The organism is Pseudomonas baltica (assembly GCF_031880315.1).
Classification (GTDB): Bacteria; Pseudomonadota; Gammaproteobacteria; order Pseudomonadales; family Pseudomonadaceae; genus Aquipseudomonas.
The window spans coordinates 467,592-490,939 of record NZ_CP134771.1 but is presented as its reverse complement, the minus strand read 5'-3'; the positions used below and the strand labels follow the sequence as shown (position 1 = coordinate 490,939).

The 23,348-nt window shown below is 64.2% G+C and carries 18 protein-coding genes and 1 pseudogene; 7 read left to right on the top strand and 12 right to left on the bottom strand.

What is annotated here, in order from left to right:
- Positions 1-26 precede the first annotated feature (26 nt).
- Positions 27-3,791: a CheR family methyltransferase gene (locus REH34_RS02215; RefSeq protein ID WP_311970586.1), complete on the bottom strand. Its 3,765-nt coding sequence runs from the start codon at positions 3,789-3,791 to the stop codon at positions 27-29.
- 165 nt (positions 3,792-3,956) lie between these two features.
- Entirely contained in the window at positions 3,957-4,103 is a 147-nt protein-coding gene (locus REH34_RS02210) for a hypothetical protein (protein WP_311970585.1), read from the bottom strand.
- A 140-nt stretch (positions 4,104-4,243) separates the two neighbouring features.
- Between REH34_RS02210 and REH34_RS02205 the strand changes: the two genes are divergently transcribed.
- On the top strand, positions 4,244-5,077 hold the full coding sequence (locus REH34_RS02205; RefSeq protein WP_226504600.1) for a glycosyltransferase family 2 protein: 834 nt from the start codon (positions 4,244-4,246) through the stop codon (positions 5,075-5,077).
- Here REH34_RS02205 and REH34_RS02200 read toward each other — a convergent pair.
- Together REH34_RS02200 and REH34_RS02195 are read right to left on the bottom strand one after the other, a co-directional pair.
- Positions 5,058-6,161, bottom strand: a complete 1,104-nt coding sequence (locus REH34_RS02200; RefSeq protein WP_311970584.1) for a hypothetical protein — start codon at positions 6,159-6,161, stop codon at positions 5,058-5,060. The genes REH34_RS02205 and REH34_RS02200 overlap by 20 nt on opposite strands.
- Entirely contained in the window at positions 6,154-7,269 is a 1,116-nt protein-coding gene (locus REH34_RS02195) for a glycosyltransferase (protein ID WP_311970583.1), read from the bottom strand. Before REH34_RS02195 ends, REH34_RS02200 begins: the two co-directional genes overlap by 8 nt.
- Positions 7,270-7,480: 211 nt before the next feature.
- Here REH34_RS02195 and REH34_RS02190 point away from each other — a divergent pair, with 211 nt between their 5' ends.
- The 6 genes and pseudogenes from REH34_RS02190 (at position 7,481) to REH34_RS30080 (ending at position 12,464) form a co-directional block, all read left to right on the top strand.
- On the top strand, positions 7,481-7,612 hold the full coding sequence (locus tag REH34_RS02190; protein WP_260524785.1) for a hypothetical protein: 132 nt from the start codon (positions 7,481-7,483) through the stop codon (positions 7,610-7,612).
- A complete protein-coding gene (locus REH34_RS02185) occupies positions 7,609-8,364 on the top strand; it encodes an ABC transporter ATP-binding protein (protein WP_311970582.1) in 756 nt (251 codons plus the stop codon). Before REH34_RS02190 ends, REH34_RS02185 begins: the two co-directional genes overlap by 4 nt.
- Positions 8,361-9,230, top strand: coding sequence for a metal ABC transporter permease (locus tag REH34_RS02180; RefSeq protein ID WP_311970581.1), 870 nt, complete (start codon positions 8,361-8,363; stop codon positions 9,228-9,230). The genes REH34_RS02185 and REH34_RS02180 overlap by 4 nt, the downstream gene beginning before the upstream one ends.
- An 84-nt stretch (positions 9,231-9,314) precedes the next feature.
- Positions 9,315-10,211 carry a metal ABC transporter substrate-binding protein gene (locus REH34_RS02175; RefSeq protein WP_311970580.1) on the top strand — a complete coding sequence of 299 codons (897 nt, stop codon included), beginning with the start codon at positions 9,315-9,317 and terminating at the stop codon, positions 10,209-10,211.
- A gap of 288 nt (positions 10,212-10,499) precedes the next feature.
- A pseudogene (locus REH34_RS30085) lies at positions 10,500-11,351 on the top strand (cache domain-containing protein); the annotation flags it as partial.
- A gap of 33 nt (positions 11,352-11,384) precedes the next feature.
- Positions 11,385-12,464: a methyl-accepting chemotaxis protein gene (locus REH34_RS30080; protein WP_409373304.1), complete on the top strand. Its 1,080-nt coding sequence runs from the start codon at positions 11,385-11,387 to the stop codon at positions 12,462-12,464.
- 43 nt (positions 12,465-12,507) lie between these two features.
- On the opposite strand, the gene REH34_RS02165 is transcribed toward REH34_RS30080, so the two are convergent.
- The 8 genes from REH34_RS02165 to REH34_RS02130 all read right to left on the bottom strand — a co-directional run bounded on the left by REH34_RS02165 (position 12,508) and on the right by REH34_RS02130 (position 23,055).
- Positions 12,508-13,497: a tripartite tricarboxylate transporter substrate-binding protein gene (locus REH34_RS02165; RefSeq protein WP_311970578.1), complete on the bottom strand. Its 990-nt coding sequence runs from the start codon at positions 13,495-13,497 to the stop codon at positions 12,508-12,510.
- Between the two features lie 53 nt (positions 13,498-13,550).
- The gene (locus REH34_RS02160) at positions 13,551-14,531 is read right to left on the bottom strand and encodes a tripartite tricarboxylate transporter substrate-binding protein (RefSeq protein WP_311970577.1); all 981 of its coding nucleotides are present in this window, start codon (positions 14,529-14,531) and stop codon (positions 13,551-13,553) included.
- A gap of 252 nt (positions 14,532-14,783) precedes the next feature.
- Positions 14,784-15,773 (bottom strand): tripartite tricarboxylate transporter substrate-binding protein, encoded by a 990-nt coding sequence (locus tag REH34_RS02155; protein ID WP_311970576.1) that lies wholly within the window; start codon positions 15,771-15,773, stop codon positions 14,784-14,786.
- Between the two features lie 104 nt (positions 15,774-15,877).
- Complete coding sequence (locus tag REH34_RS02150; RefSeq protein WP_311970575.1) at positions 15,878-16,858, bottom strand: tripartite tricarboxylate transporter substrate-binding protein; 981 nt, start codon at positions 16,856-16,858, stop codon at positions 15,878-15,880.
- A gap of 60 nt (positions 16,859-16,918) precedes the next feature.
- The gene (locus REH34_RS02145; protein WP_311970574.1) at positions 16,919-19,111 is read right to left on the bottom strand and encodes an efflux RND transporter periplasmic adaptor subunit; all 2,193 of its coding nucleotides are present in this window, start codon (positions 19,109-19,111) and stop codon (positions 16,919-16,921) included.
- Between the two features lie 2 nt (positions 19,112-19,113).
- A complete protein-coding gene (locus REH34_RS02140) occupies positions 19,114-20,493 on the bottom strand; it encodes an HlyD family efflux transporter periplasmic adaptor subunit (RefSeq protein ID WP_311970572.1) in 1,380 nt (459 codons plus the stop codon).
- 7 nt (positions 20,494-20,500) lie between these two features.
- Entirely contained in the window at positions 20,501-21,475 is a 975-nt protein-coding gene (locus tag REH34_RS02135) for an efflux RND transporter periplasmic adaptor subunit (RefSeq protein ID WP_311970571.1), read from the bottom strand.
- Entirely contained in the window at positions 21,472-23,055 is a 1,584-nt protein-coding gene (locus REH34_RS02130; protein ID WP_311970570.1) for a TolC family protein, read from the bottom strand. Before REH34_RS02130 ends, REH34_RS02135 begins: the two co-directional genes overlap by 4 nt.
- Positions 23,056-23,348 lie beyond the last annotated feature (293 nt).

Genomic DNA, 23,348 nt, shown 5'->3' with positions numbered 1-23,348 from the left:
ACCTTGGGGTCACGCCAAGGGCCTTATCAGCGCAGTGGTTCACGGATCTCTTCCAGAGCGTCGATCAGGTCGTCATAGGCCACCGGCTTGCCCAGGTGCCGGGTGAAGCCGGCGCTGCGGGCCTTGAGCGCATCGTCGTTGGCGCCATAGCCGGTCAGGGCCAGGCTGGGGGTGTCCTTGGTGTTGGGCAGCATACGCAGGGCACTCATCAGCTCGTGACCGTTCATCTTCGGCATGCCGATGTCCGATACGATCAGGTCGAACAGCTGCCGGCTCGCGGCTTCCAGCGCTAGCAGCGGGTCGCTGAAGGCAGTGACCTGGGCTTCTTCCATTTCCAGCAGCATCTGCAAGGTTTCGAGCACTTCGGGGGCGTCGTCGACCAGCAGCACGGTCAAGCCCTTGAGGCGCCCGGCCTGTTCCTTGAACTCCACCGGCGGGCGTTCGCACTCGTGCAGGTTCAATGGCAGCCAGAGGGTGAAAGTGCTGCCGCGGCCAATGCCGTCGGATTCGACCTGAACGCGACCGCCGTGGGCTTCGGTCAGCTGCTTGACCAGCGACAGGCCGATTCCCAGACCTTCGCGCTGATAGGTGGAGTGGGCGCCGCCGGCCTGCCCGAACAGATCGAAGACCTTGCCCAGGTGCTCGGCGCTGATGCCGACGCCGCTGTCGATGATGCGCACCCGCGCCATGTCGTGGTCGCGCTCGGCGACCATCCAGATCTTGCCTGGCGACGGGGTGAACTTCAGGGCGTTGTTGATCAGATTCCACAGCACCTGTTCGATGCGCGTCGGGTCGGCATCAATGATCAGTGCCGGCTCTGCGGCGCCGGGCACTTGCAGATGCACCTCATGGCCCAGCTCGTCGAGATTGACCACGTTGTGAATGCCGCGCAGCACGCTGACCAGATCGAGCGGGCCGCGCATCAGCTTGAGCTTGCCGGTGCGCACGCGGGCTTCATCGAGCAGGTCGTCGATGATCCGCGCCTGGTTGCTGACCGCATCGCGGATGGTGTCCAGCGACTTGGCCACCTGGCCCGGCTTGTTGAAGTCGGGCAAGCGGCGCAGCAGTTCGGCGTTGAGCTGGATGAGGTTGAGCGGATGCTTGAGTTCGTGGGACATGACCGCGAAAAACTCGTCCTTGAGGCTGGTGGAGCGTTGGCTCACCGCCTGGCGCATGGCCTCTTCGCTGCGGCGCAGTTCCTCTTCGGCCAGGCGCCGCTGAGTGATATCGATGAAGGTCAGCACGGTGCCGTCGATGTGGTCTTCGCTGGAGCGATAAGGCAGCAGGCGCACGATGTACCAGCGCTGATCGGTGCTGCTGACCTCGCGCTCGATCAAGGTCAGGGTCTCGAACACGCTGGCGGCGTCGCCGGCCAGGTCGACGTAATCCAGGCGATGGGTGATATCGAGCAGCGAACGGCCAGTGTCGACCGGCAGCATGCTGAAGATCTCGGTGGCGCGCGGGGTGAACCATTTGATGCGCATGCTGCGGTCGACGAACACCGTGGCGATGTCGGTGGAGGCGATGAGATTGGTCAGGTAATCGTTGATCTTGTCGGTTTCTTCAACCTTGGTCTTCAGCTCGTAGTTGACCGTGAGCAGTTCTTCATTGATCGACTGCAGCTCTTCCTTGCTGGTTTCGAGCTCTTCGGTGGCCGAGCGCAGCTCTTCGTTGATGGCCTGCATTTCTTCGTTTGAGGCCTTGAGTTCTTCGCTGGAGACCTCGGCCTGTTCGATGGTGTCCTGCAGGTGCAGCTTGGTGCGCTGCAACTCGCGCTCGAGGTTGGAGAGCACCTGGTTGTCGGTTTGCACTGCGGCCCGTACGTGCTGTTCGGCGGCATCGAGCTCGGTTTCAGCGATCAGCACCAGGGCGAACTCGCCTTCGACTTCGGCATCCTTGTAAGGCTGGGCGGTCAGCTCGATCAGGTAGGAGCGCCCCTCGCGTTCGACCTGGACCTGGCGCGAGCGTACCGCTGCGCCGCTCTGGTGCATCTGAAACAGCGCGGTACGGATTTCCAGGCGCAGGTCGGGGTGGATCAGGGTCAGCAGATTGCGGCTCAGTTCGCCGCCGACCATGCGCAGATAGCGGCCGACGCTTTCAGTCATGTGCAGGATGTCGGCGTTGGCGTCGACGATCAGGCTGGGCGGTGCGCTTTTTTCGATGGCGCGCAGGTGGATGTCGGCCACCGACAGCTTGCGCGGTGCCAGTGCCTGATCCGGCTTGATAGTGGGCTGACTGCGCACGTAGCCGCCGCGCGGCATGGTCGGGGTGCGGCGGCTGGTGGCGGTGCCGGTCTTGGCGCGGAAGATGCGGTTGCGTTTGTCCAGGGGCGCGAACAGATCAGGGCAGGCATCGGCCGATTCTGACGAGCCGAGGAACAGGTAGCCGCCCGGTCGCAGAGCGAAGTGGAACATCTGCAGGATTTCGCGCTGCACCTCGCGGTCGAGGTAGATCAGCAGGTTACGGCAGGTGATGAGGTCGATCTGCGAGAAGGGTGGGTCCGAGAGCAGGCTGTGCTTGGCGAACAACACCCGCTCGCGGACTTCCTTGCGGATGCGAAAGTGGTCTTCTTCCTTGAGGAAGTACTGACGCAGGCGCGCGGCTGGCACGTCGGTGATGATCGCCTGGTTGTAGAGGCCCAGGCGGCCATGGCTGATGGCGCGCTCGTCGATGTCGGTGGCGAATACCTGCAGCTTGGCCTGGCTGTCGTCGGCGAGCATGCGGTCGCCGAACGCCATGGCCAGGCTGTAGGCTTCTTCGCCGGTCGAACAACCCGCCGACCATACGCGGATCTCGTCCTTTTCCGGCCGGGGTCCGTCGCCGCCATTGACCACCAGGGGCAGCACATCGCGCTCCAGGGCGTCGAAGGCTTCGTGGTCGCGGAAGAAGTTGGTGACGCCGATGAGCATGTCGTCGAGCAGCGCGCGGGTCTCTTCAGGGCGGTCCTGCAGGTACAGATAGTAGGCGCGCAGGTCGGGCTGGGCGGTGACCTGCATGCGGCGCTCGATGCGGCGCAGCACCGTGGCGCGCTTGTAGTGCTTGAAGTCGTGACCGGTGCCGGTGCGCAGTTGCCCGAGGATGTCCTGCAGCAATTGTTCGGCGGCCACGGCCTCGCGCTCGCTGGTAGGCCGCAACAGCGTGTCTTCGCTGGGCAATGGCAGCTGGATGAAGCGCGAGTTGTGCCAGAGCTCCACCAGTTTGGCCGGCATCTGTGCCACGGGCAGCACCAGGTCGACCATCTGCGTGGCGATGGCGGCGCGCGGCATGGCGTCGAACTCGGCATCGTCCAACGCCTGGGCCATGGTCACGCCGCCCTGTTCCTTGATGCGTGTCAGGCCCACGGCGCCGTCGGAGCCGGTGCCCGAAAGCACGATGCAAAAGGCTCGCTCCTGATGCACGTCGGCCAGCGCGCGGAAGAAAAGATCGATCGCCACATGCATGCCGTTGCGCGGTTGCGGCGGCTCGATGCGCAGCCAGCCATTGTCCATGCTCAGTGTTTGCGCCGGGGAGATCACATAGACGTGGTTGGCTTCGATGGGCACGCCTTCGCTGACTTGCAGCACTGGCATGCGCGTGGAGTCCTGGATGATCTTGCCTGCGACGCTCTGGTGATCGGGGGACAGGTGCAAAATGACCACGAAGGCCATGCCGGTATCGCGCGGGGCGTACTCGAAGAATTCCTTGATGGCCTGCAGGCCGCCGGCCGAGGCGCCGATGCCGACCACCGGGAACGCCAGGCTGCTGGAAGGGCGGTGATCACGCTGCACAGCGCTGGAGGACGTCGTTGTCATTGGCAGGCCTTGGGTTGGCAGGCGAGGGTGCGCGCTGCTCGCAATGGAAAACATCCGCCAGCATATAGCGCGCGGGGCGGATTTGCGAAAAGCAGTGCGCGCCGGAGCCGCTGGCAGCGGGACTGGCCTGCCGATTACCGCCCCTTGGAGCGCTTGCGGACGCGATCAGGGCGCGTCGTCGTCCTCGATCAGAGGCACCAGCGCGTCCTTTTCGATGGACCCCGGGTCTTCATTGCCCGGATCGTTGATCAGGTCTTCGTCATCGGGATCGGCGGGATCGGGGACGGGATCCGGTGGGCGGGGAAGAGTCATATGCGTAGCGCTCCTGCAACGGGTAGTCTGTTTAGACCAGCGCTGCGGCCATTGGTGCGTTGGGCCGGCGCAGCGGTGACGGGTGGGAATCATCTCTGTGCGGGCAGGGTCCATTGCTGACTGATCCTTCGGAGCGCTGCATGAACGTCATCACCCTGGTCCACGGCCGCGAGCGGCAACTGCGCAATCTGATTCTCGGCCTCGAACGTTCGACCCAGCCGATCGCCGGGCTGTGGGTGGTGTTCATGAATCAGCCGCCGCTGGCACTGCACAGCCCGCACTTCCCGATCCATGCGTTGCGCATTGACGAGCCTGATGGACGCTTGCCCTTGGCGCGAGCGCGCAACGCTGTGACTGGCCAGGGCGCAGAGTGGGTGTTCCTCGATGTCGATTGCATCCCGGCGGCCGACTTGATCGCCACCTATACCCAGGCGCTCCATGCACACCCGCAGGCCCTGCATCTGGGCGAGGTGCGCTATCTGCCCGAGGCTGCCAGCACTGCGCAGTGGAGCGCGGCGTCGTTGCTGCGTGACGCGGTGGCGCATCCGTTGGCGGTGCATCGGACGGCGCCGGGCACAGCCATGCCTTACGCGCTGTTCTGGTCGCTGAACTTCGCGTGCAGCGCCGCGACCTTCGCGCGCATCGGCGGCTTCGATGAGGGGTACGCAGGCTATGGCGGTGAGGACACCGACTTTGCGTTTCGGGCGCAGGCGCAAGGGGTGACGCTGTTGAGCGCCGCGGCCTTGGCCTTTCATCAATACCACCCGATGTACGATCCCCCGCTCAATCACCTTGAAGCCATCGTCGCCAACGCCCAGCGGTTTTATCGGCAATGGCAACGCTGGCCGATGGAGGGCTGGCTGCAGGGCTTCGTGGAGCGCGGGCTGGTGCGCTGGACGGCGAGCGAGCTTGAAGTGCTGCGCCTGCCGAGTCAGGCGCAGATCGACGCTTGCCTTACGACGCGGGGCTACTGAACGGCGCGGGGCTACTGACGAAGTGTTCGCGCAGGGTGTCTTCAATGATCCGCGCCGCGTGCGCGGGCGAATCAGCCATTGGGCCGCCGCGTTGCCATTGCCCAGGGTCGAGGGCGCGGGCCTGTTGCAGCAGTTGCGGCCAGTGCTCGGCAGCAGGCCAGGCATCCAGGCCGATGGCCAGGCCTAAAGCCTGCAAGCGACGGGCCTGGTGCAGCTGTTCATCGAACGGTCGCGATTCGGCAATGGCCACATAGCGACAGCCCAGGCTGGCGGCTTCGGAGACCACGCCATCGCCGGCGCTGCCGATGACGATTTCGGCGCGGCACAGTTCGTCGAAGGGCTCAGGCACCTGGCCCAGATCGACCAAGTTGGCGGCGCATAGCCGGCCGTGGTCGGGCGCCAGGCCGATGACTCTGAATTGATAGCTTGGGCAAGCCTGGGCCAAGGCGAGCAACTCGCAAGTGCCGATGGCGGTGCCGCCCTGGCCGATGATCACCAGTACCCGGCCGGTTTCAGCGGCGGCGTTGCGGCCTTGAGGGTAACGCGACAGCCAGCCGCTGTAGCGGGTGTGGCGCACGATGGCGGGGGTGCCTGGGCGCTCGGCATCGAGGCTTTCCATCAAGGCCGGCCACGGCGCCAACAGGGCCGAGGCACAGGCATAGGCCTGCAGGTGGGCAGGGTCGTCGCGCTGACCGTGCTGGCGGATGTACACCGTCGGAACGCCCAGCAGGCGCGCGAGCAGGGCCACCTCGACCGAAACATCGACCACCAGCAGGCACGGCCAGTGGCGGTTCATCCAGTTTGTCAGCAGCGCCATGCGCTCGCGCAGGCCGTCGACGGCCAAGGGCGCGTAGTGCAGCGTGGCGAAGCGTTCGACCTGCATGCCTGGGGCGGTGTCGGCGGGCAGGTCCAGGCGTTGGAGCGGTGCCGGGAGCGGCGGCAGGTGGCTGCCGATCAGCGTGACCGGACACTGGAGGTGTTCGGCGATGGCCTGGGCGCGGCGCCAATGGCCATGGCCGTGGTGGTGAACGTAGTAACCGACCTGAGGGGTGGCGTCTGCGCCTGAGAGTGGCGCCTCAGCCATTGTGGCCACCCAGCTGCGCTCTGGCCGGCATGGCTGGCGCGGTTGATCGATTGTCGCGCTGCTGTTCGGCATGGGCGGCCATCACTTCGTACAGGAGCTTCTCGTAACGTTTGAGCATCAGCGCATGGCTCCATTGCGCCTCGGCACGTTCACGGCAGGCTACGCGGGATTTGCCGCGGGCGACGAGCAGGGCCTCGGCCAGCGCCGGCACATCACCGGCCGGGGCCAGGGCACCGGTGTCCTCGTTGAGCAGTTCGGGCAACGCGCCGCGGGCGAAGGCGGCGACTGGAGTGCCACAGGCCAGGGCTTCGGCCACTACCAGGCCGAAGGGTTCTTCCCAGCAGGGCGTGACCAACGCCGCCGAGGCGCTGGACAGTTCGGCGGCCAGCGCCTCGCGATCGAGGTGGCCGAGGTAGCGGATCTGCTCACCCAGGTGCGGGGCGATCTGTTCGTCGAAAAATGCCTGATCGGTGATCTGCCCAGCCAGGCGCAGTTGTACGCCGGCCTGCAGCGCTGCGGCGATCGCCAGCTGTGGGCCTTTATCGGGGATCAGTCGGCCGAACCACAGCACATGCTCGCCGACCGTGCCGCGCGGGTACCAGAAATCCAGGTCGATACCGTTGGCGATCACTTCACAGTCCGGCACCTGGGCGCGCCAGGCGCGGGCATTGGCAGTCGAACAGGTGCAGAACCAGCCGCTGCGACGCGTATTGCTCAGGGCCTCGACCAATTCGAAAAACGGAGGTGTGTGCAGCACCGTGAGCATGGGCGTGTGGATCAGCGAGGCCATGGTCACGGGCACGTAGTGCAGGCTGTTGTTGAAGATCACGTCGAAACCGTAGCGGTCGATCTGCAGCAGGGTCTTGAGGTAGGCATGGTGCTCGTCGATGTACTCGCTGGCGAGCGGGCGGTTGCCGTGCTGGTAGGTGCTGTCATCGAGAATCGGTACCGCGTGCAGTTCTGCGGCGCTGGAGGAGCTGGCGAACAGAGTGACGTCGTGGCCGAGGTCGCGCAGGCCTAGCGTCGCATCATAGGTGAACGCCTCCAGGCCGCCGGGGAAGGGTTGACGAACCGGGTGTTTGAGGTGGGTGAGGACACCGATGCGCATGGCAGCTTCTCGACAGTTGTTGCTGTTCGAGGACGGCGTGGGGCAAATGGTTCGGTTTTTCAAGCGGTGGTGATGCTGATGTGTTAGCGCGCGTGTTGCCAGCCTCATTCCCACAGGGTCCGTAGGGCTGGGCGGAACATGGCTGCATTTTCATCTCGTGTTTATAAAAAGAGATGTTATATTGTATCAAATTGATTCCGGAAAACCCGCCTTGAAAAACCCTCGCCTTCCTTCCATCACCGCCAGCGCGCTGGCGCGTTCGGTCAGCCAGCGGCTGATGCTGGCAATCGTCATGCTCGCCGTGCTGTGGCTGGCCATCGTCTGGGCGGTGGCCATTCCATGAGCGCCGCTATCGCCCTTGACGATCTGACCGTCGCCTACGAGCGCCGCCCCGCGGTGCATCATCTGAGCGGGCGCTTCGAGGCGGGCAGCCTGACCGCGATCGTCGGCCCCAACGGTGCGGGCAAGTCGACCCTGATCAAGGCCATCGCCGGCACCTTGCGCCCGGCGGCCGGGCGCGTCGACCGTGGCGCCTTGCCGACTCGCGAGTTGGGCTATCTGCCCCAGGCGGCCGAGATCGACCGCAGTTTCCCGTTGTCGGTCGCCGACACCGTGGCCATGGGCGCCTGGCGCAGCATCGGCGCCTTTCGCGGGCTGAGCCGGCGCCACGCCGAGCAGACCCAGGAGGCCCTGCGGGCGGTGGGGCTGGAAGGTTTCGCGCAGCGCGGTGTCGGCTCGTTATCGTCGGGGCAGTTCCAGCGCGTGCTGTTCGCCCGGCTGCTGTTGCAGGACGCGGCGGTGATCCTGCTGGACGAACCCTTTACCGCGATCGATGCGCGCACCACCGCCGACTTGCTCGCGTTGGTGCGGGTCTGGCACGGTCAGGGGCGCACGGTGATCGCGGTGCTGCACGACCTGCAGCAGATTCGCGAACATTTCCCGCAGACCTTGCTGATGGCTCGCGAGCTGATCGCCTGGGGCGACACCGCAACGGCGCTGAGCGTCGATAACTTGCGCAAGGCCCGGCAGATGGGCGAGTTCTGGAGCGCCGATGCCGAGCTGTGCGGCACGACGGACATGGGAGGTCAGGGATGATCCTGTACACCGCGGTGGTCCAGCCGTTCGTAGAATTCGGTTTTATGCGGCGCGCGTTGGTGGCGTGCCTGGCCTTGGGCATCGGCTCGGGGCCGGTGGGGGTGCTGCTGATGCTGCGGCGCATGAGCCTGGTGGGAGATGCCATGAGCCATGCGGTGCTGCCGGGGGCGGCGGTGGGCTTTCTGTTCGCCGGCCTGTCGCTGCCGGCCATGGGCTTTGGCGGCTTGATCGCTGGGTTGTTGGTAGCGCTGCTGGCCGGGCTGGTGAGCCGCCTGACCAGCCTGCGCGAGGATGCCAGCTTTGCCAGTTTCTATCTGACGTCGCTGGCCGCGGGCGTGTTGATCGTGTCGCTGCATGGCTCGAACGTCGATCTGCTGCACGTGTTGTTCGGCACCATTCTGGCCATCGATAACGACGCGTTGTACATGGTCGGCAGCATCGCCTCGTTTACCTTGCTGCTGCTGGCGGTGATCTACCGGCCGCTGGTGCTGGAATGTTTCGACCCCGGCTTCCTGCGCGCGGTGGGCGGCCGTGGCTCGCTGTATCACGTGCTGTTTCTGCTGTTGGTGGTGCTCAATCTGGTCGCTGGTTTTCAGGCGCTCGGCACTCTGATGGCCGTGGGCATGATGATGCTGCCGGCCACCGCTGCGCGCTTCTGGGCCAGCTCGCTGAGCGCCTTGATGTTGATCTCGACGTTGATCGCCACGCTGTCGGGGTTGATCGGCTTGATCGTGTCCTACCACGCCGGTGTTGCGTCCGGGCCGTCGATCGTACTGACTGCCAGCGCTTTTTATGGCGTGTCGGTGCTGTTCGGGCGTACCGGAATTTTGCGCAAGCTGTTTCCCCAGGCGCATTTGGCGCATTGAGTCAGGCAGAAGGATGTGTGTAGGCAGGGCCGAAAGAACACCGCAAAAAATCAGATCCAACACCCACCACCCCCGAGGAGCATCATGAAACCATCCCTGTTACTGGGCGCCATGGCAGCCGTTGCATTGTCTGCGTTTTCTCTCATCGCCCAGGCCAAACCGCTGGAAGCCGTGGCCTCGTTTACGGTGATCGCCGACATGGTCCATAACGTCGGTGGCGATCGCGTGCATGTGACGTCGCTGATCGGCCCCAATGGCGATCCGCATGTCTACGAACCCACCCCCAGCGATGCCCAGGCGCTCAAGCAGGCTGACCTGGCGTTCGTCAGCGGGCTGCATCTGGAAGGCTGGCTGGATCGGCTGATCGTCGCCTCGGGTTATCAAGGGCAACCGGTGGTGCTGTCCGACGGCATCAAGACCCGCAGCATGGAAGAAGACGGCGAGCGCGTTACTGATCCGCATGCGTGGAACAGCGCAGCCAACGCGGTGATCTACGTGCGCAACATCGTTGCCGCGCTCAAGCGTGTCGACCCGAGTGGTGCCGCCGAGTACCAGGCCAACGGCGACCGGTATATCACTCAGTTGCAGGCACTGGATGCCTATGCCCGTGCTCAGGTGCAGAGCGTTCCCCAGGCACAGCGCAAGGTACTCACCTCTCACGACGCCTTTGGCTACTTCGGTGATGCGTATGGCGTGACCTTCCTCGCGCCGCTGGGCTTTTCGACCGAGGCCGAGCCTTCGGCGGCCGACGTCGCGCGCCTGATCACTCAGATCAAGCGCGAGCACGTCAGCGCGTATTTCTTCGAGAACTCCGGCGACCCGCGCCTGGTCAAGCAGATCGCCGCGGCCAGCGGCGCGCAGCCTGGTGGTGAACTGTATGTCGAAGCGTTGTCACCGGCGGACGGCCCGGCGGCGAGCTATGCGCAGATGTTCCGTTACAACGTCGATCAACTGGTCAAGGCGATGAAGGCTTCGCACTGACTCTGATTGATACCGAGTACGGCTCGCGGGCATGGCGTTCTTATCGGCCCCTTCGCCACCGAACGCGCAACCCTGCTCCCACACGTCGAAGACGCGACATCGGTTGAACGCTGTGGGAGCAAAGCTTGCTCGCGAAGAGGCCATTGGCAGCGCCGCCTGACTCGCCGAAAACGACATCATCCAGCCCTAAAGCGACCGGTGGCTTAAAGGTTTCAGTGATGGCGTCGATAGGCAGGCATCATCTGCCTGACCGAGGGGGCCGCCGTGCGCCTGCTACCAGTAAAAATCATGTCCCGTTTCAGCCTGGCGATGGCCTTGATCGTGGTCGTCAGCGCCTTGGCGATCTACACCGTCATGGTCCTCAGCGGCGAGCCCAAGCTCATCCAGTCCAACACCCAGAGTGCCGAGCAATCGGCCACGGCAATTGCGCGGCAGCTGTCGATCAAACTGGCCGAGGTGGAAGGTCGGGTCGCCGCTCTGGCCAGCCTTGGGGCAACGCTGCCGGCCGACCCCGAGCAGGTGCAGGCGAGCCTGGCACCGATCATCGACTCCCAGGGCGACAGCGCCGTGGCCGGTGGCGGCCTGTGGCCCGAGCCCAACGCGTTCACCCCGGGCGTGGAGCGCCGCAGCTTCTACTGGGCGCGCACGCCAGGCGGCTTGAGTTTCTCGCAAGAATATAACGACCCCAAGGCCGATGCCTATCAGAGCGCGGACTGGTACCAGCAAGGCAAGCGCTCCACGCCCGGCCATTGCGGCTGGTCGGATGCCTATGAAGATCCGGTCAGCAAGATCCTCATGACCACCTGCACCATTCCCTACCTGCGTGGCGGCCAGTTCGCTGGCGTGGCCACTATCGACCTGACACTCACGGGCCTGGCCGATTTTCTCAAGGCCAACGGCAAGGTCACTGGCGGCTATGCCTTCGCGGTGGATGCCTCGGGCAAGGTCTTGTATTTCCCGGCCGGCAACGGCGCACCCGCTGCAGACGAAGCCGGCCTGACAGCTTCGGCACCCTGGTTCGCCCAGGTCTCGCAATGGCGGCAGAAGGGCAGCGGCGCTGCGCAGACGTTCGCCTTCTATACCGACAGCCGCCTCGGCAGCGCCGGCTATGTGAGCCTGACCCGCATCGACAGCACCGGCTGGGTGATCGGCCTGGTTACGCCCAAGGCGCAGATGACAGCCATCGCCAGCAAACTCACCGTGGATATCCTGACCACACTGCTGCCGGTGCTGGTGCTGATGTTCGCCCTGGCCTGGTGGGGCGGCAAGGTGCTGCTCAAGCAGCTGGACGAGACGACCGCGCAGATCGACAAGCTCAGCGAGCAGGGCGGCAGCAGCAGCGCCGAACTCGAGATCGCCCGCGAAGACGAGATCGGCGGCTTGCGTCATGCCGTCAACCGCTACGCCGGCAGCCTGCGCGGCATGCTGCGGATCATCGCCGACGAATCGCGCCAGTTGCAGCAGCAGTCCGACGATGTTGCGCGCCTGTCGGTATTGATGGCCGAGCGGGCGCAGTTGCAGAGTCAGGACAATACCCTGCTGGCCACCGCCGTGACGCAGATGTCGGCCAGCGCCGAAGAGGTCGCGAAAAATACCCAGGATTGCTCTGGCACCGCCCAGCAATCGCTGACCACCGCACGTGAGAGCCAGACCCACGTCGAGCAGAACAGCCAGGCGATCAACTCGCTGACCGGCGATATCGGCAGCGTGGCCAAGGCCATTACCCGCCTGGGTTCGGACATCGAGAACGTCAGCGAAGTGCTCGAGGTGATCAAGGCGATTTCAGCGCAGACCAACCTGCTGGCGCTCAACGCCGCGATCGAGGCCGCCCGCGCCGGTGAGCAAGGCCGCGGCTTTGCCGTGGTGGCGGATGAGGTGCGTACCCTGGCGGGGCGTACCCAGAGCTCAGCGGACAAGATCCAGGAAATGATGGGTGCCTTGCGCCAGGCGTCGGAAGTAGCGGTGAACACCATGGTTGCCGGCGAAGGCCGTACACGCACGGTGGTCGAGCAGGCCGACCTCCTGGCGCAGTCGCTGGGCAGCACGGTGGTGGGCTTCGACGACATCGTGCAGCGCTCGCAACAGATCGCCGTGGCCGCGCAGCAGCAAAGCCATGTGACTCACGAGATCAACGAGCTGGCGTTACGTATCCATGCCGCCAGCGAGGAGGGCGCGCGTGATGCCTCGGCGCTGAGCGAGTTGAGTCAGGGCATGCAGGCGTTGTCGCGGCGGCTGGGGACGCTGGGGGTCTGAGCTCAGGGCTCGGCTGCACTCTAGGGGGCGCAGCCAGGACCGATCAGCCGATCTTGCTCAGGTTGTAGCTGCTGACCAGATTCTGATTGCTGACGATCTCTTTTTTCATGCGATCGGTGATCTGTGCCGGGGTCATGGGGTTGGGCGTCAGGAAATTCTTTTTCTGCAGTTCGGCAAATTGCGGCAGAGCGACCATGGCGTTGATCGTTCCGATCAGCGCCTGGAGGGTCGCAGGTGGGGTGCGCGCGGGCGCAAACCAACCGTACCAGGCATCGATCACGATCCTGTCGAGCCCTTGCTCCTTGAAGGTCGGGACATCTGGCAAGGCCGCCAGGCGCGAGCTGCTGCTGACCGCCAGCACCCGAGCGCCAATGGCTTTGAGCAAGGGCGCATTACCGGCCGTAGTGACCGCTGCCGCCAGCTGGTTGTTTTTCATGTCAGCGAGGATGGATTCGGGATAGTTGTATGACTGCGCACGCAGGGCCGCCTCCTTCTCCCGCGCCAGCATCAAGGCGATCAGGTGATTGTGAGAGCCATACACCGAAAAACCGATGTCGCGCAGGTCCGGGTTGTCTTTGACCCACGCCAGGTATTGATTGATGTTGGTGACGCTCGCCGGTACGACCGGCCCGACGCTGAACGCATAGCCGAAATCGCCCAGCGAGGCCACGGGGGTGAAGTCCTTCTGCGGGTCGTACTTCAGGGACTTGTACATGGCCGGGAACAGCACCATCGAACCCGACTGCACCTGCAGCAAAGTGGCACCGTCGGGAGGCGCGAGCTTGACGGCTTCGCTGGCTTGTTGGGTGTCGCGAGCGGCAAGGATATCCAACTGATAGCGCAGGTTGAATTGCGTGGTGAGTAGATCCAGCACCCCAACGGCTAGCCGTGTGCCGATGCTGCTGCCCTGGTTGCCGGAGGCCACGCCCCAAACCAGGCGCCCGCCAGCAGCCGCGGCAATACTGCTCTGCGGCAACGCCGCACCCAGCAGCAACAGGGCGCTGCTGGACAAGAATGTTCTGCGATCGATCACTTGAAGCTCCTTTTAGTGGTCTCGCAAATAAGCACGTTGCGCCTGACTGACCGTCAGGTGATCTGACTCAAGCTGTAGCTTTCGACCAACTTGGCGTAGCTGGCCATTTCGGTGCGCATGCGCGCGTGGATCTGCTCGGGCGACATCGACACTTGCTTGAGCAGCAGCCGCTGCTGCAGCGTGGCGTAGGCCGGGGTGGCCTGCACGGCGGTCAATCTTTCACGCCACTGCTGGGCCGTGGTGGCGGGCAGATTGGCGGGTGCGAACCACGCGTACCAGCCCTGGATCTCCATGTCCTTGACCCCGGACTCGGCGAAGGTCGGCACGTTCGGCCAACCTTGCAGGCGCTCGCGACCGGTGACGGCCAGAGGGCGTAGCCCCTTGGCGTTGGTCAGGGCGGTATTGCCCGCGACGGTGATCGCCGCCGCGATCGTTTGCCCCTGCAAGTCACCCAGCATGGCCGGAATCGATTTGTACGATTGAGGGCGGATGGCAATTTCCTTGCTGCGACCCAGCACCATGCTGATCAGATGGCTCTGAGAGCCGTAGACCGAGAAACCGATATCGCGAAAATCAGGGTTCTCCTTGACCCATGCCAGGTACTGGTCGACGGTGGTGACGCTGGCCGGTACTACCGGGCCGACGGTGAGGGCGAACGAATAGTCGCCCATCAAGGCCAGTGGGGTGAAATCCTTCATCGGGTCGTAGGCCAGGCTGCGATAGAGGCTGGGGAACAGCACCATCGAGCTGGACTGGGTTTGCAGCAGCGTGGAGCCGTCGGCGGGCGCGAGCTTCACCGTCTCCGAAGCCTGCAAAGTGTTGCGGGCATCGAGGATGTCGAGGCGGTAGTCGGTATTGAATTGCTTGGCCAGGATGTCCAGAGTCGTCCCGGCCAGTTGGTTGCCGACGGCACCCGGGGCGATCCCGAATACCAGACGGCCTTTGGCGGTGTCATTGGCACGCACGATTGCGGGCAGTGAAGCAGCGATCGCCAACAGGCTGGCGCTACCGAGAAAGCTTCTACGGCTGATCATTTTCTGACTCCTTCAAGGCTCGAAGACCTTGGTAATCCGTCACCGTTGAATACGTCTTGATGTCCTGGCGAGGCGCCACGTGTTCGCGCATGCGCAGTGGCGGGGCCCTCCCGATTCGCCTGATTCCAACCAGGCCGGCTTAGTCGCGCCGGCCTGCTCAAGTGAACGGTAATAACAGTATAGCCAGCGCTTGACTACTTTCCGTAAGGCCTGCCATCGGCAGCGTGCAGGCCGACGACTGGCATATAGCTATTAATCGATTTGGGCCAATCCGTACTTTTCTACCAGCCCTGCGTAGCGAGCGGTTTCGGTGCGAATGCGCTCACGGATGCCGTCGGGCGTGAGTTTCCTCTGGCCGAGCAGCAGCTGTTTTTGCAGCTCGGTATAGGCAGGCGCGGCTTGCATGATGGCGATCTTCTCCATCAACGGCCCCGTCACCGATGCCGGTGTCGAGCTCGGTGCGAACCAGCCATACCAGGCTCTGAGGTCCATGTCGCTGACACCCTGCTCGGCCAGGCTCGGTATAGAGGGCCAATAGCTCAGGCGTTCGGCGGTGGTCACGCCCAGCGAGCGCATTTTGCCGCTGGCCCAGTTCTCGGGCGGGCCGTTGCCAGCGGCGGTGACGATTGCCGCGAGCTGGCCGCCGAGCAGGTCCTTGATCATCATCAATGAGCCTTTGTAGGGCTGCGCTTTGATGTTCACGCCTTTGGTGCGCGCCAGGATCAAGGTCGCCAGGTGTCCATCGGAACCATAGATCGAAAAACCGACGTTGTTGAATTCAGGGTTGCTCGATACCCAGTCGAAATAGTGCGCCAGGGTGACGACGGATTTCGGCACCGCAGGCCCGACGGTCAGCGACAACGTCATCTCGCCGACGGTGGTTAGGGGGATGAAGTCCTTGAGCGGGTCGTAGCTTGCGGTCTTGTAGACGTTGGGCAGCAGGCACATGGTAGTCGACTGCGCCTGCAAGAGCGTCATGCCGTCGCCCGGTGCGACTTTGGCTGTTTCGCAGGCGACACGGGTGTTGCGGCCTTCGACGTTGTCCAGCCGGTAGCTGGGGCCACCGCTGCTGGCCAGCAGCTCCAACATCCTGGTACCCACTACGGTGCCCAGGGCGCCTGGCGGATAGCCGAACAGCATGCGCCGCTCGCCGGTATCTTGCGCCCAGCTGCTGCGCGCGCCAATCGAGGCACCGGCCAGCAAAACGCCGGAGCTGGCCAGAAAACGTCTGCGATTGATCATCTTCGACTCCCTGCGAGGTAATGGCCTCGCTTGCAGCGACCCTTGTCGCCGATGGATTGATATTGTTGTTGTACGACGCTTGCTGGTCGCTTGCTGTCGGCGTGTCAGTCGATCTTGCCCAGCGAGTAGGTTTCCAGCAGTCTTGCGTAGCGGGCGCTTTCGTCGCGAATACGCGTTGCGATCTGCACCGGATCCGTCGAGCCCTGCACCATCAGCAACCGCTCCTGCACTGCGGCGAACGGCACACTGGCCTGCAGGCCCTTGATGCGTTCGCGCAGCGGTCCGGTGACCGCAGTCGGCGTACCCGTCGCAGCGAACCAACCGAACCAGCCGGTGATGTCCAGATCGCTGAATCCTTGTTCATATAAAGTCGGCACATCGGGCCAGTACTTGAGGCGTTCGCGACTGGTAATGGCGATCGGGCGCAAGTTCTTGTGGGCGTTCTTGTCGCTGAAGTTGCTGGCCACGCTGAAGGCGGCGGCGAGGCTCTGGTTGTTGAGATCGCCGAGCATGGCCGCAGTACCTTTGTAGGGCTGGCCGCGCAGTGGCACGTCGCTTTTGCGGGTGAGGATACGCAACGCCAGATGACCCAAGGTGCCGTAGATCGACACGCCGATATTGCGGTATTCGGGATTGTCTCGCAGCCAGGCGAAAAAGCTCGGCACCGAGTTCACCGTTGTCGGCACTGCAGGGCCAAGTGTCAGGGCGTAGGTGACGTCGCCCCACGTGGCGATGGGCTCGAAATCCTTGCGTGGATCGAAGTCAAGCCTGTTGTAGATATGCGGTTGCAGGGTGAAGGAGGACGACAGCACCTGCAGCAGGGTCGAGCCGTCGGCGGGGGCGGCCTTGGCTTGCAACGCCGCCAGGCGTGTATTGCGTCCTTCGACGATCTGCAGGTTGTAATGGGGGCCGCCTCCCGCAGCCAGCAGCGGCAACACGGCGTTGGCCAGTTGATCGCCAACCGCACCTAGTGGGTAGCCGTACAGCAGACTCCCCCCGCTGGCAGCCTGGGCCCAGGGAGTACGCAACAGGCCGCTGGCCGCCATCGAAGCGGCGCCCTTGATGAATGTTCTACGTTTGATCATGTTCGATACTCATGCATGAAACTGCTCGAATAATCCTTCACGCAACGACGTGTAGAGCGCTCAATCCCGTAGCTCTGCAATCAACAACTGCCAGACCCGGCGGATGGTTTGTTCGGCAAGGCTTTGCGGGGTGGCGGCGAGCTGGATCTCGCCGCGCACGCGTAACGGCAAGCCCAGGGGATTGCCTTCATTGACATCGAAATTGACCCGGTGCTGGCCCACCACCGGAACCGATTTGCCTTGATCGTTGGGCTGCGTGGCGATGGGGCCACCGTAGCGGGAACTAAGGCTGTCGGGGCTGATGAATTCGCTGGCGCTGTTGTCGATGGCCTTGAGGCTGACCCGATGGCGCGGCAGGCTCGGTTCGTCGGCGACGAACACGCCGGTGGCGCCGGTATGCAGGCGGGCCAGTTCCTTTTCATTGACGAAGCCGATGGCGTCCAGCGCATCGCCGTGCAGCAGGCGGCCAAGGGTAGCGCTGGGTTTGACCCATTGGCCGACCTGCAGGTTGGCCGGCACATCCACCAGCAAGCCATCTTGCGGTGCGCGCCATTCGAGCATACGCGCACGGTCGGCCAGGCCGGCGAGGTCGGCCTGGGCCTGCAACTGTTGCTGATGCAGGACCATGGTTTCGGCGCGGTCGCGGTCGTCGCCGCCGATGCGATCGAGACGCTCGCTGGCGATGGTCAGGTTGAGCTGCGCGGTGGCGCGTTTGCTGTCGAGCTCTGGCGAGTAGAAGCGCACCAGCAGGTCGCCTTTTTTTACCTGGCTGTCCGGGCGCATCGGCAGCTCCTCGATGCGGGCGTTTTCCGGGGCCTGGATCGGCGTCACGAATTGCCAGCCGACCATGGCTGGAATCTCTACGCGGCGGTCCAGGGGCAGCACGAACAACAGCAGCAACACACCGCCAAAGATAGCCAGGCCCAGCCTTCGACGGTTGCCCACGCGATCGCGCAGGCTCCACCAGTGTTGCACCGAACGCAGGATGCGCAAGCCGACGAACTGCCACAGCGCATAGGCCAGCAGCATCACCCCGGCGGTCTTGAACAGGGTCTTGTAGGCCAGCCAGGCGATGCCGCAGCTGAGCGTGATCTGGTAACACCAGGACAGCGTCCCATAGGTCACGAATAACGCCGCCCGGCGGCGCGATACCGGTTCTGGCGCTGGCTCCACCGGCCCCAGCAGCATCCGCCCGATCAGCCATTGGTTGTAGGCCAGCGCGCGTGGTTGCAGATTGTCGAGGCGCAGGGCGTCGGCGAGAAAATAGTAGCCGTCGAAGCGCGACAGCGGGTTGAGGTTGACCAGCAGGCTGGTCAGCCAGCTGGTAGTGGCGATCACGAAGGCCACGCTGCGCAGGCTGCCTTCTGGCAGCACCGCCCAGGCCAGGGTCGCCAGGCCCGCGACGAAGCTTTCCGCGAGCACGCCGCCGGCGGCGATCCACATGCGCTGGCGCGGATTGTTGAGCCTCGCGACGTCACCGAGTTCGGTATAGAGCATGGGCATGCCCATGAAGATCGACACGCCCATGTTGCCCACCCGTACACCGCGAATGGTCGCCATATAGGCGTGGCCCAGCTCGTGGACGATCTTCAGGCCGGCCAGCGCGACGCCGTAGGCGAGCATGCCGGAGGGCGAAAAGAAGTCGCTGAAAGTGCCGATGAACTGGTCCCATTGGCGGGTCGTCAGGTAGATCCCCAGCAGGGTCAGTACGCACCACACCGTCAGCACCGAGCGATGACCGATGGCTTTGACGGTAGGGATGAAATACTCGATAAACGCGTGGGGGCTCCACACCGGCAGGCGCATGGCCAACACCCGGTTGATCAGCCCGCGCAGGCCGTGGCCGCGCATGCGCTTGGCCTGGTCGGCGAGCAGCTGATAGGCCTGCTTGCCTGAGGTCTGCAGCAGATGATGGGTGTTAAGAAAACGCAACAGCCCCTCCAGCGATTCTTCGTCCAGCATGCCGTCTTCGAAGCGTTCGTCATCCAAGGCGCGGGCCTGCTGAGCCAAAGCCTTGCGCAAGTTGCCGACGCTGCCGCACGACCACAGCGCGAGCAGCCTGACATCGTCTTCGCCGATCATGAAGAAGCGGTGCTGCAGGGGGTCGTACAGGCGCCAGCGCGGGATGCCTTCCGGGCTCGGCGCTGCCTGCTCCAGGCGCAGCTCCTGGCGCAATGGCGGGAGGCCGACGTCATCGGCCAACAACCCGCCCGCCCGGACGTTGCCTGCCGCTGCCAATCCTGCAACCGCCATGTCTATACCCCCAGGAACTGGCGCACGGCGGCGATCGGCCGACGCAACAACTGGATCGCCAACGGCGCGTATTCACCGTAGACCCGCGCGGTGCCGCGCGAACCGATACGCGGGCGTTGATCACCCGCCGGCATGGCGATGGCGGTGTAGCTGGTGAGGTTGCCGCCGGTGGTCTTGGGCGTGTAGCTGACCGACTTGAGATCGGCATCGATGCCGCCCAGTGGCGAGCTCTCCAGATAGATCCCCACCGGGTTGCCAGGCTTGAGTTCGATGGCGTTGCCGGTCGACAGGTCGATGCGATAGGCGATGCGCTGCGGGTCGGCGACCTGCATGATTTCTTCACCCACCTGTACCGAGCGGCCTTCCCAGTCGCGCCGGTCGCTGTACACCGCCAGGCCGGCGATCGGGGTATGGATCAGGGTGCGCTGCAGGACTTCCATCGTGTACTCGTAATTGACCCGCGCCAGATCATGCTCGGCGGCGGCGATGGCCAGTTCGTGCGCCGCCTCGGCGTCGTTGAACGCGGCTGCCGAGGTGCGGCTGTCCTTGGCCTGGGCCACGGCCAGTTGCTGCTGGGCGAGGACCATTTCGTTGCGCGGCTGGATGTCTTCGAACTGCACCAGCGCCTGATTGACTGCCACTTGGGTATTGGGCGCGACGAGGATGTTGCGGATCACGCCATTGATAGGTGCAGTCAGGATGTAGGGTTGATCGGCGATCACCTCGACCGGCGCCATGACGCTCAAACGCACCGGAATGAACGCCGCCGCGACCACGATAGCCACGCCGATGCCCAGGGCACGCTTGTTCAGCGGCAGGCGGTCGATCAGCCGGCGCTGACGACCGAACACCTGCAGCGAGTGTGCGTAGGTTTCCCCCAGGCGCTGCATCAAGGTCTGTTCGCGCGGGCTGAACGGCGTGTCGCGCAGCAGCAGCGCGCCGGTGTTCACCGCGCCGTCGTAGTCGCGCAGGGGGACCCACAACGCATGGCTCAGGGCGAAGTCGGCGAGGGGCGAGCGCACTGCCGCGGCGCCTGCGGGTGCACGCAATTCGAAGGCCACCTGAGCGGTGAGGAAGCCGGCTTTATCGTGTTCGCTCAGCACCCCTTGCAGCGCTTCGGCCAGGGGCGTGTGACGGTCGGCCACCGGGATGCCCGAGACCATCTTCAGCTGGAACTTGCCGCCCTTGTGGGTGCGCCGCCAGGCCATGGCCTGGCCGTAAGGGACCATGTCCTGCACGGCGTTGACCAGATGGAACAGCACGTCCTGGCGCGACGGCTGGCGGCGGATCTCGGCTTCCAGGGTGAGCAGGTGCAGCGCCGCCATGTGCGCCTTGCTGTCATCCGTCGGCGGCTGCGGCGGCAGCTGGATGTTGATGCTCATGGCGCGGTCAGCCCCCCGCCTTGAAGGTGGCGGTGCCGCTCATGCCGGGGATGGTCTGACCGTTGTCGCTGGAGTTGAAGCGGCCAATGATCTTCAGGGTCTTGCTGACCGGATCGACCTCGGGCAACAGGCGATCGACCACCGCACCGCTGCTCTTGCCCGTCTCGTCGACGGCGAAGGTGAAGGGCGAGCCGGGCTTGAGCCACTGCAGCCATTTGGACGGCACGATCAGGTCCAGCTCCAGCTTGCTGGTGTCGACGATCTTGAGCATGGCCTCGCTCACCGCCACCGATTCGTGGACATGCTTCATGCGCTCGATCACCCGGCCATCGAAGGGCGCGTAGACCTTGCATTCCTTGATCTGCGCCTGCAGCGCTTCGACTTCGGCCTTGGCCTTGTTGCGCTTGGATTGCGAGATCAGCACGTCGAACTTGCCCACCGAGTTGAAGTGTTCGAGCTCCTGGTTGGTCTCGACGGTTTTCTGTTCCACCTGCAACCCGGCCTGGGCCGCGCGCAAGTCGGCCTGGGCCCGATCACAGTTGAACGCCACCAGCAGGTCACCCTTCTTGAAGGCGGTGCCTTCGCTGAAATTCATCTGGGTGATCTGCGCCACCATCGACGATGACAGGGTCGCCTCATTGACGGCACGCACCACGCCGCGGGCCTTGCCGCCGTTGGCGTCGGCCTGGGAGTTGGGGTCGGAAGGGGGCTTTTGCAGGTCAGCGGGGCCGGGGCCGTTCATGGCGGCGGGCAGGGGCGAGACCAGCGGCGAGGCAGTGGCGGGTGTACCCGGTGCTGCCGGGGGCAATGCCACCAACGGTTTGGCCACGGCCGGGCCTTCGGCGGCCTGGGCGCTGCCGATCAGCATCATCGGCGGCGCAGGCGCGGTGGCAGTGGTGGTGGACGGGTTGGCGTGATACATCGCGGCGATCAGCAAGCCCGTCCCGGACAGCATGATCAAGCCTAGTGACTTGCGGCTCATTGTGGCGTGCTCCCTTGCGTCGCGGTATTGGACGTATCATCAGCGGCCGGAGGCTCGGGCATCGGCGGCAGGCTGCTGGCGCGTTCGGTCCAGTGTTGCTGCAACTTGCCGGCGATCTCGGCGATGGGCGTATCGGGCTGGATGTCGATGTCGAAGTTGTCCAGGCCCATCGACGCATAGAGGTTGGCGTAGGCGTTCTGCACGTCGGCGTAGGCGGCGTCGTATTTGATCTCGGCGAGTACCGAGTTCATCTCTTCGCGCACCAGGTCCTGCTGGCTGACGGTGTGCGCCTGGAAGCCGCCGCGGGACAGCGCGAGGATGCGCTGCTGGACTTCTTCGGAGCTGCGGATGGTGCCCAGTTCTTGCGAGAAACGAATGAAGCGCACCCGCGAGACGTGGATCTGGGTCATCACCGCGAGCGTCAGTGCGAGCTGGCGTTGATCGATCACTGCGCCTTCGGCCACCAGTGCGCGTTTTTGCGCCGGATAGCGGAACACGTTCATCAGGTTCCAGGTCATCTGCGCGCCGGCGTTGGCCCAGCTTTGGTTGTACAGGTAGCTGTTGGAGTCGTAGTTGAGGCCGATCACGCCTTTGAGGCTGGGAAGAGCACGGATAAGCGCTGCGTTCATTTCGCTCTTGTTGATGCGCGCGCGGTAGCTGCCTTCGCGCAGTTCGGAGCGAAAGCGCAGGCCGACCATGACCATTTCATCGGCCGAGCCGGGCAGCTCGGGCACTACGTCGGTGCGGTCAGGCAGTTCCAGCGTGAAGCGCGTATCGGGCTTGAGGTTGATCAGCGCCGCGAGCTGGTTCTTGGCCAGCGACAGTTCGCGTTGCAGTTTTTGCACGTCGCCTTGCACCTGCAGCAGGTTGCGCTGGTAGTCGAGCACAGTGAGCGGTGGCACCAGGCGCCGGGATTCGAGTTGCTGGGTTTGCAGCAGGGCCTTTTGCGCGAGGGCTTCGAGGTCGACCAGCTTCTTGTAGGTGCGGTCGGCACTCACCGCGCGCCAGTAGGCGGTGCGCACGTCCTCCTGGATACGGTTGACTACCTTGCGCCGGCGCTCTGCGGAAATCAGCTGTTCGTCGGCGTCCTGCAGGCCGCGCACGTACGACAGGCCGAAATCGAGGATGTCCCAGCTGGCGGTAAGGTTGGCGTTTTCGGTGGTGCGCTCGCTGGAGGTCGAGGGCTCCAATGACTGGTTGCCGGACAGCAACGAGCGGCTGCTGGAACCGGCCTCGTTGCTGCGATTGGCGATGCCGCCACCCAGGGACAATTCAGGCAGCATGCCGGTGCGGTTGAGCTCCAGTTGCTTCTGGCGCAGGGCTTCGTCAAGCACTTCGATTTTTTGATCGAGGTTGTACTTGAGCGCGCGGGCCATGGCCTCATAGAGACTTAACGGGTGGGTGACCGGCTCTTCGGCGGCGATCGTGGCATCGATCTTGGCTTTCTGATCGAGGGCCTGCTGATCGACGTCGATGGGTTGTGGAACGATGGTGCAGGCCGACAGATACAGGCAGCCCACCATCACCAACAGGCATTGGCGTACTGCTGATCCCAGCGCAATGGGAATTGGCTTGTCCATAAGTTCTCTGCGTCAATGACCGTGATGTGGCTTGCGACCCTGGCGTAGCACGAGCGCCGGGATGCGACCCTTATTTTCATTACCCTGCCATCGGCACCGGCAGGCATCGCTGCAGGCATTCTGTCCGAAAGGTCAACGTATGGATTGCGGTGGTATGACTCACGATCGACTCCTGTCTGTGTCGGCTGGACCGGCGTCCTGTCGGCAGGGAGGGCCTGGCCGACGAATGATGACGCGTTGGGGTGGTACAGGTGAAACCTTGCCCCCGGAACAGTTGCGGTATCCGGGGTGAA

Coding starts and splice junctions, on each gene's coding strand:
- REH34_RS02175 (WP_311970580.1), top strand. CDS start 9,315: ATGAAACCATCCCTGTTACTGGGCGCCATGGCAGCCGTTGCATTGTCT.
- REH34_RS02195 (WP_311970583.1), bottom strand. CDS start 7,269: ATGCGCATCGGTGTCCTCACCCACCTCAAACACCCGGTTCGTCAACCC.
- REH34_RS02155 (WP_311970576.1), bottom strand. CDS start 15,773: ATGATCAATCGCAGACGTTTTCTGGCCAGCTCCGGCGTTTTGCTGGCC.
- REH34_RS30080 (WP_409373304.1), top strand. CDS start 11,385: ATGACAGCCATCGCCAGCAAACTCACCGTGGATATCCTGACCACACTG.
- REH34_RS02140 (WP_311970572.1), bottom strand. CDS start 20,493: ATGAGCATCAACATCCAGCTGCCGCCGCAGCCGCCGACGGATGACAGC.
- REH34_RS02150 (WP_311970575.1), bottom strand. CDS start 16,858: ATGATCAAACGTAGAACATTCATCAAGGGCGCCGCTTCGATGGCGGCC.
- REH34_RS02180 (WP_311970581.1), top strand. CDS start 8,361: ATGATCCTGTACACCGCGGTGGTCCAGCCGTTCGTAGAATTCGGTTTT.
- REH34_RS02215 (WP_311970586.1), bottom strand. CDS start 3,791: ATGACAACGACGTCCTCCAGCGCTGTGCAGCGTGATCACCGCCCTTCC.
- REH34_RS02160 (WP_311970577.1), bottom strand. CDS start 14,531: ATGATCAGCCGTAGAAGCTTTCTCGGTAGCGCCAGCCTGTTGGCGATC.
- REH34_RS02130 (WP_311970570.1), bottom strand. CDS start 23,055: ATGGACAAGCCAATTCCCATTGCGCTGGGATCAGCAGTACGCCAATGC.
- REH34_RS02135 (WP_311970571.1), bottom strand. CDS start 21,475: ATGAGCCGCAAGTCACTAGGCTTGATCATGCTGTCCGGGACGGGCTTG.
- REH34_RS02200 (WP_311970584.1), bottom strand. CDS start 6,161: ATGGCTGAGGCGCCACTCTCAGGCGCAGACGCCACCCCTCAGGTCGGT.
- REH34_RS02185 (WP_311970582.1), top strand. CDS start 7,609: ATGAGCGCCGCTATCGCCCTTGACGATCTGACCGTCGCCTACGAGCGC.
- REH34_RS02205 (WP_226504600.1), top strand. CDS start 4,244: ATGAACGTCATCACCCTGGTCCACGGCCGCGAGCGGCAACTGCGCAAT.
- REH34_RS02145 (WP_311970574.1), bottom strand. CDS start 19,111: ATGGCGGTTGCAGGATTGGCAGCGGCAGGCAACGTCCGGGCGGGCGGG.
- REH34_RS02210 (WP_311970585.1), bottom strand. CDS start 4,103: ATGACTCTTCCCCGCCCACCGGATCCCGTCCCCGATCCCGCCGATCCC.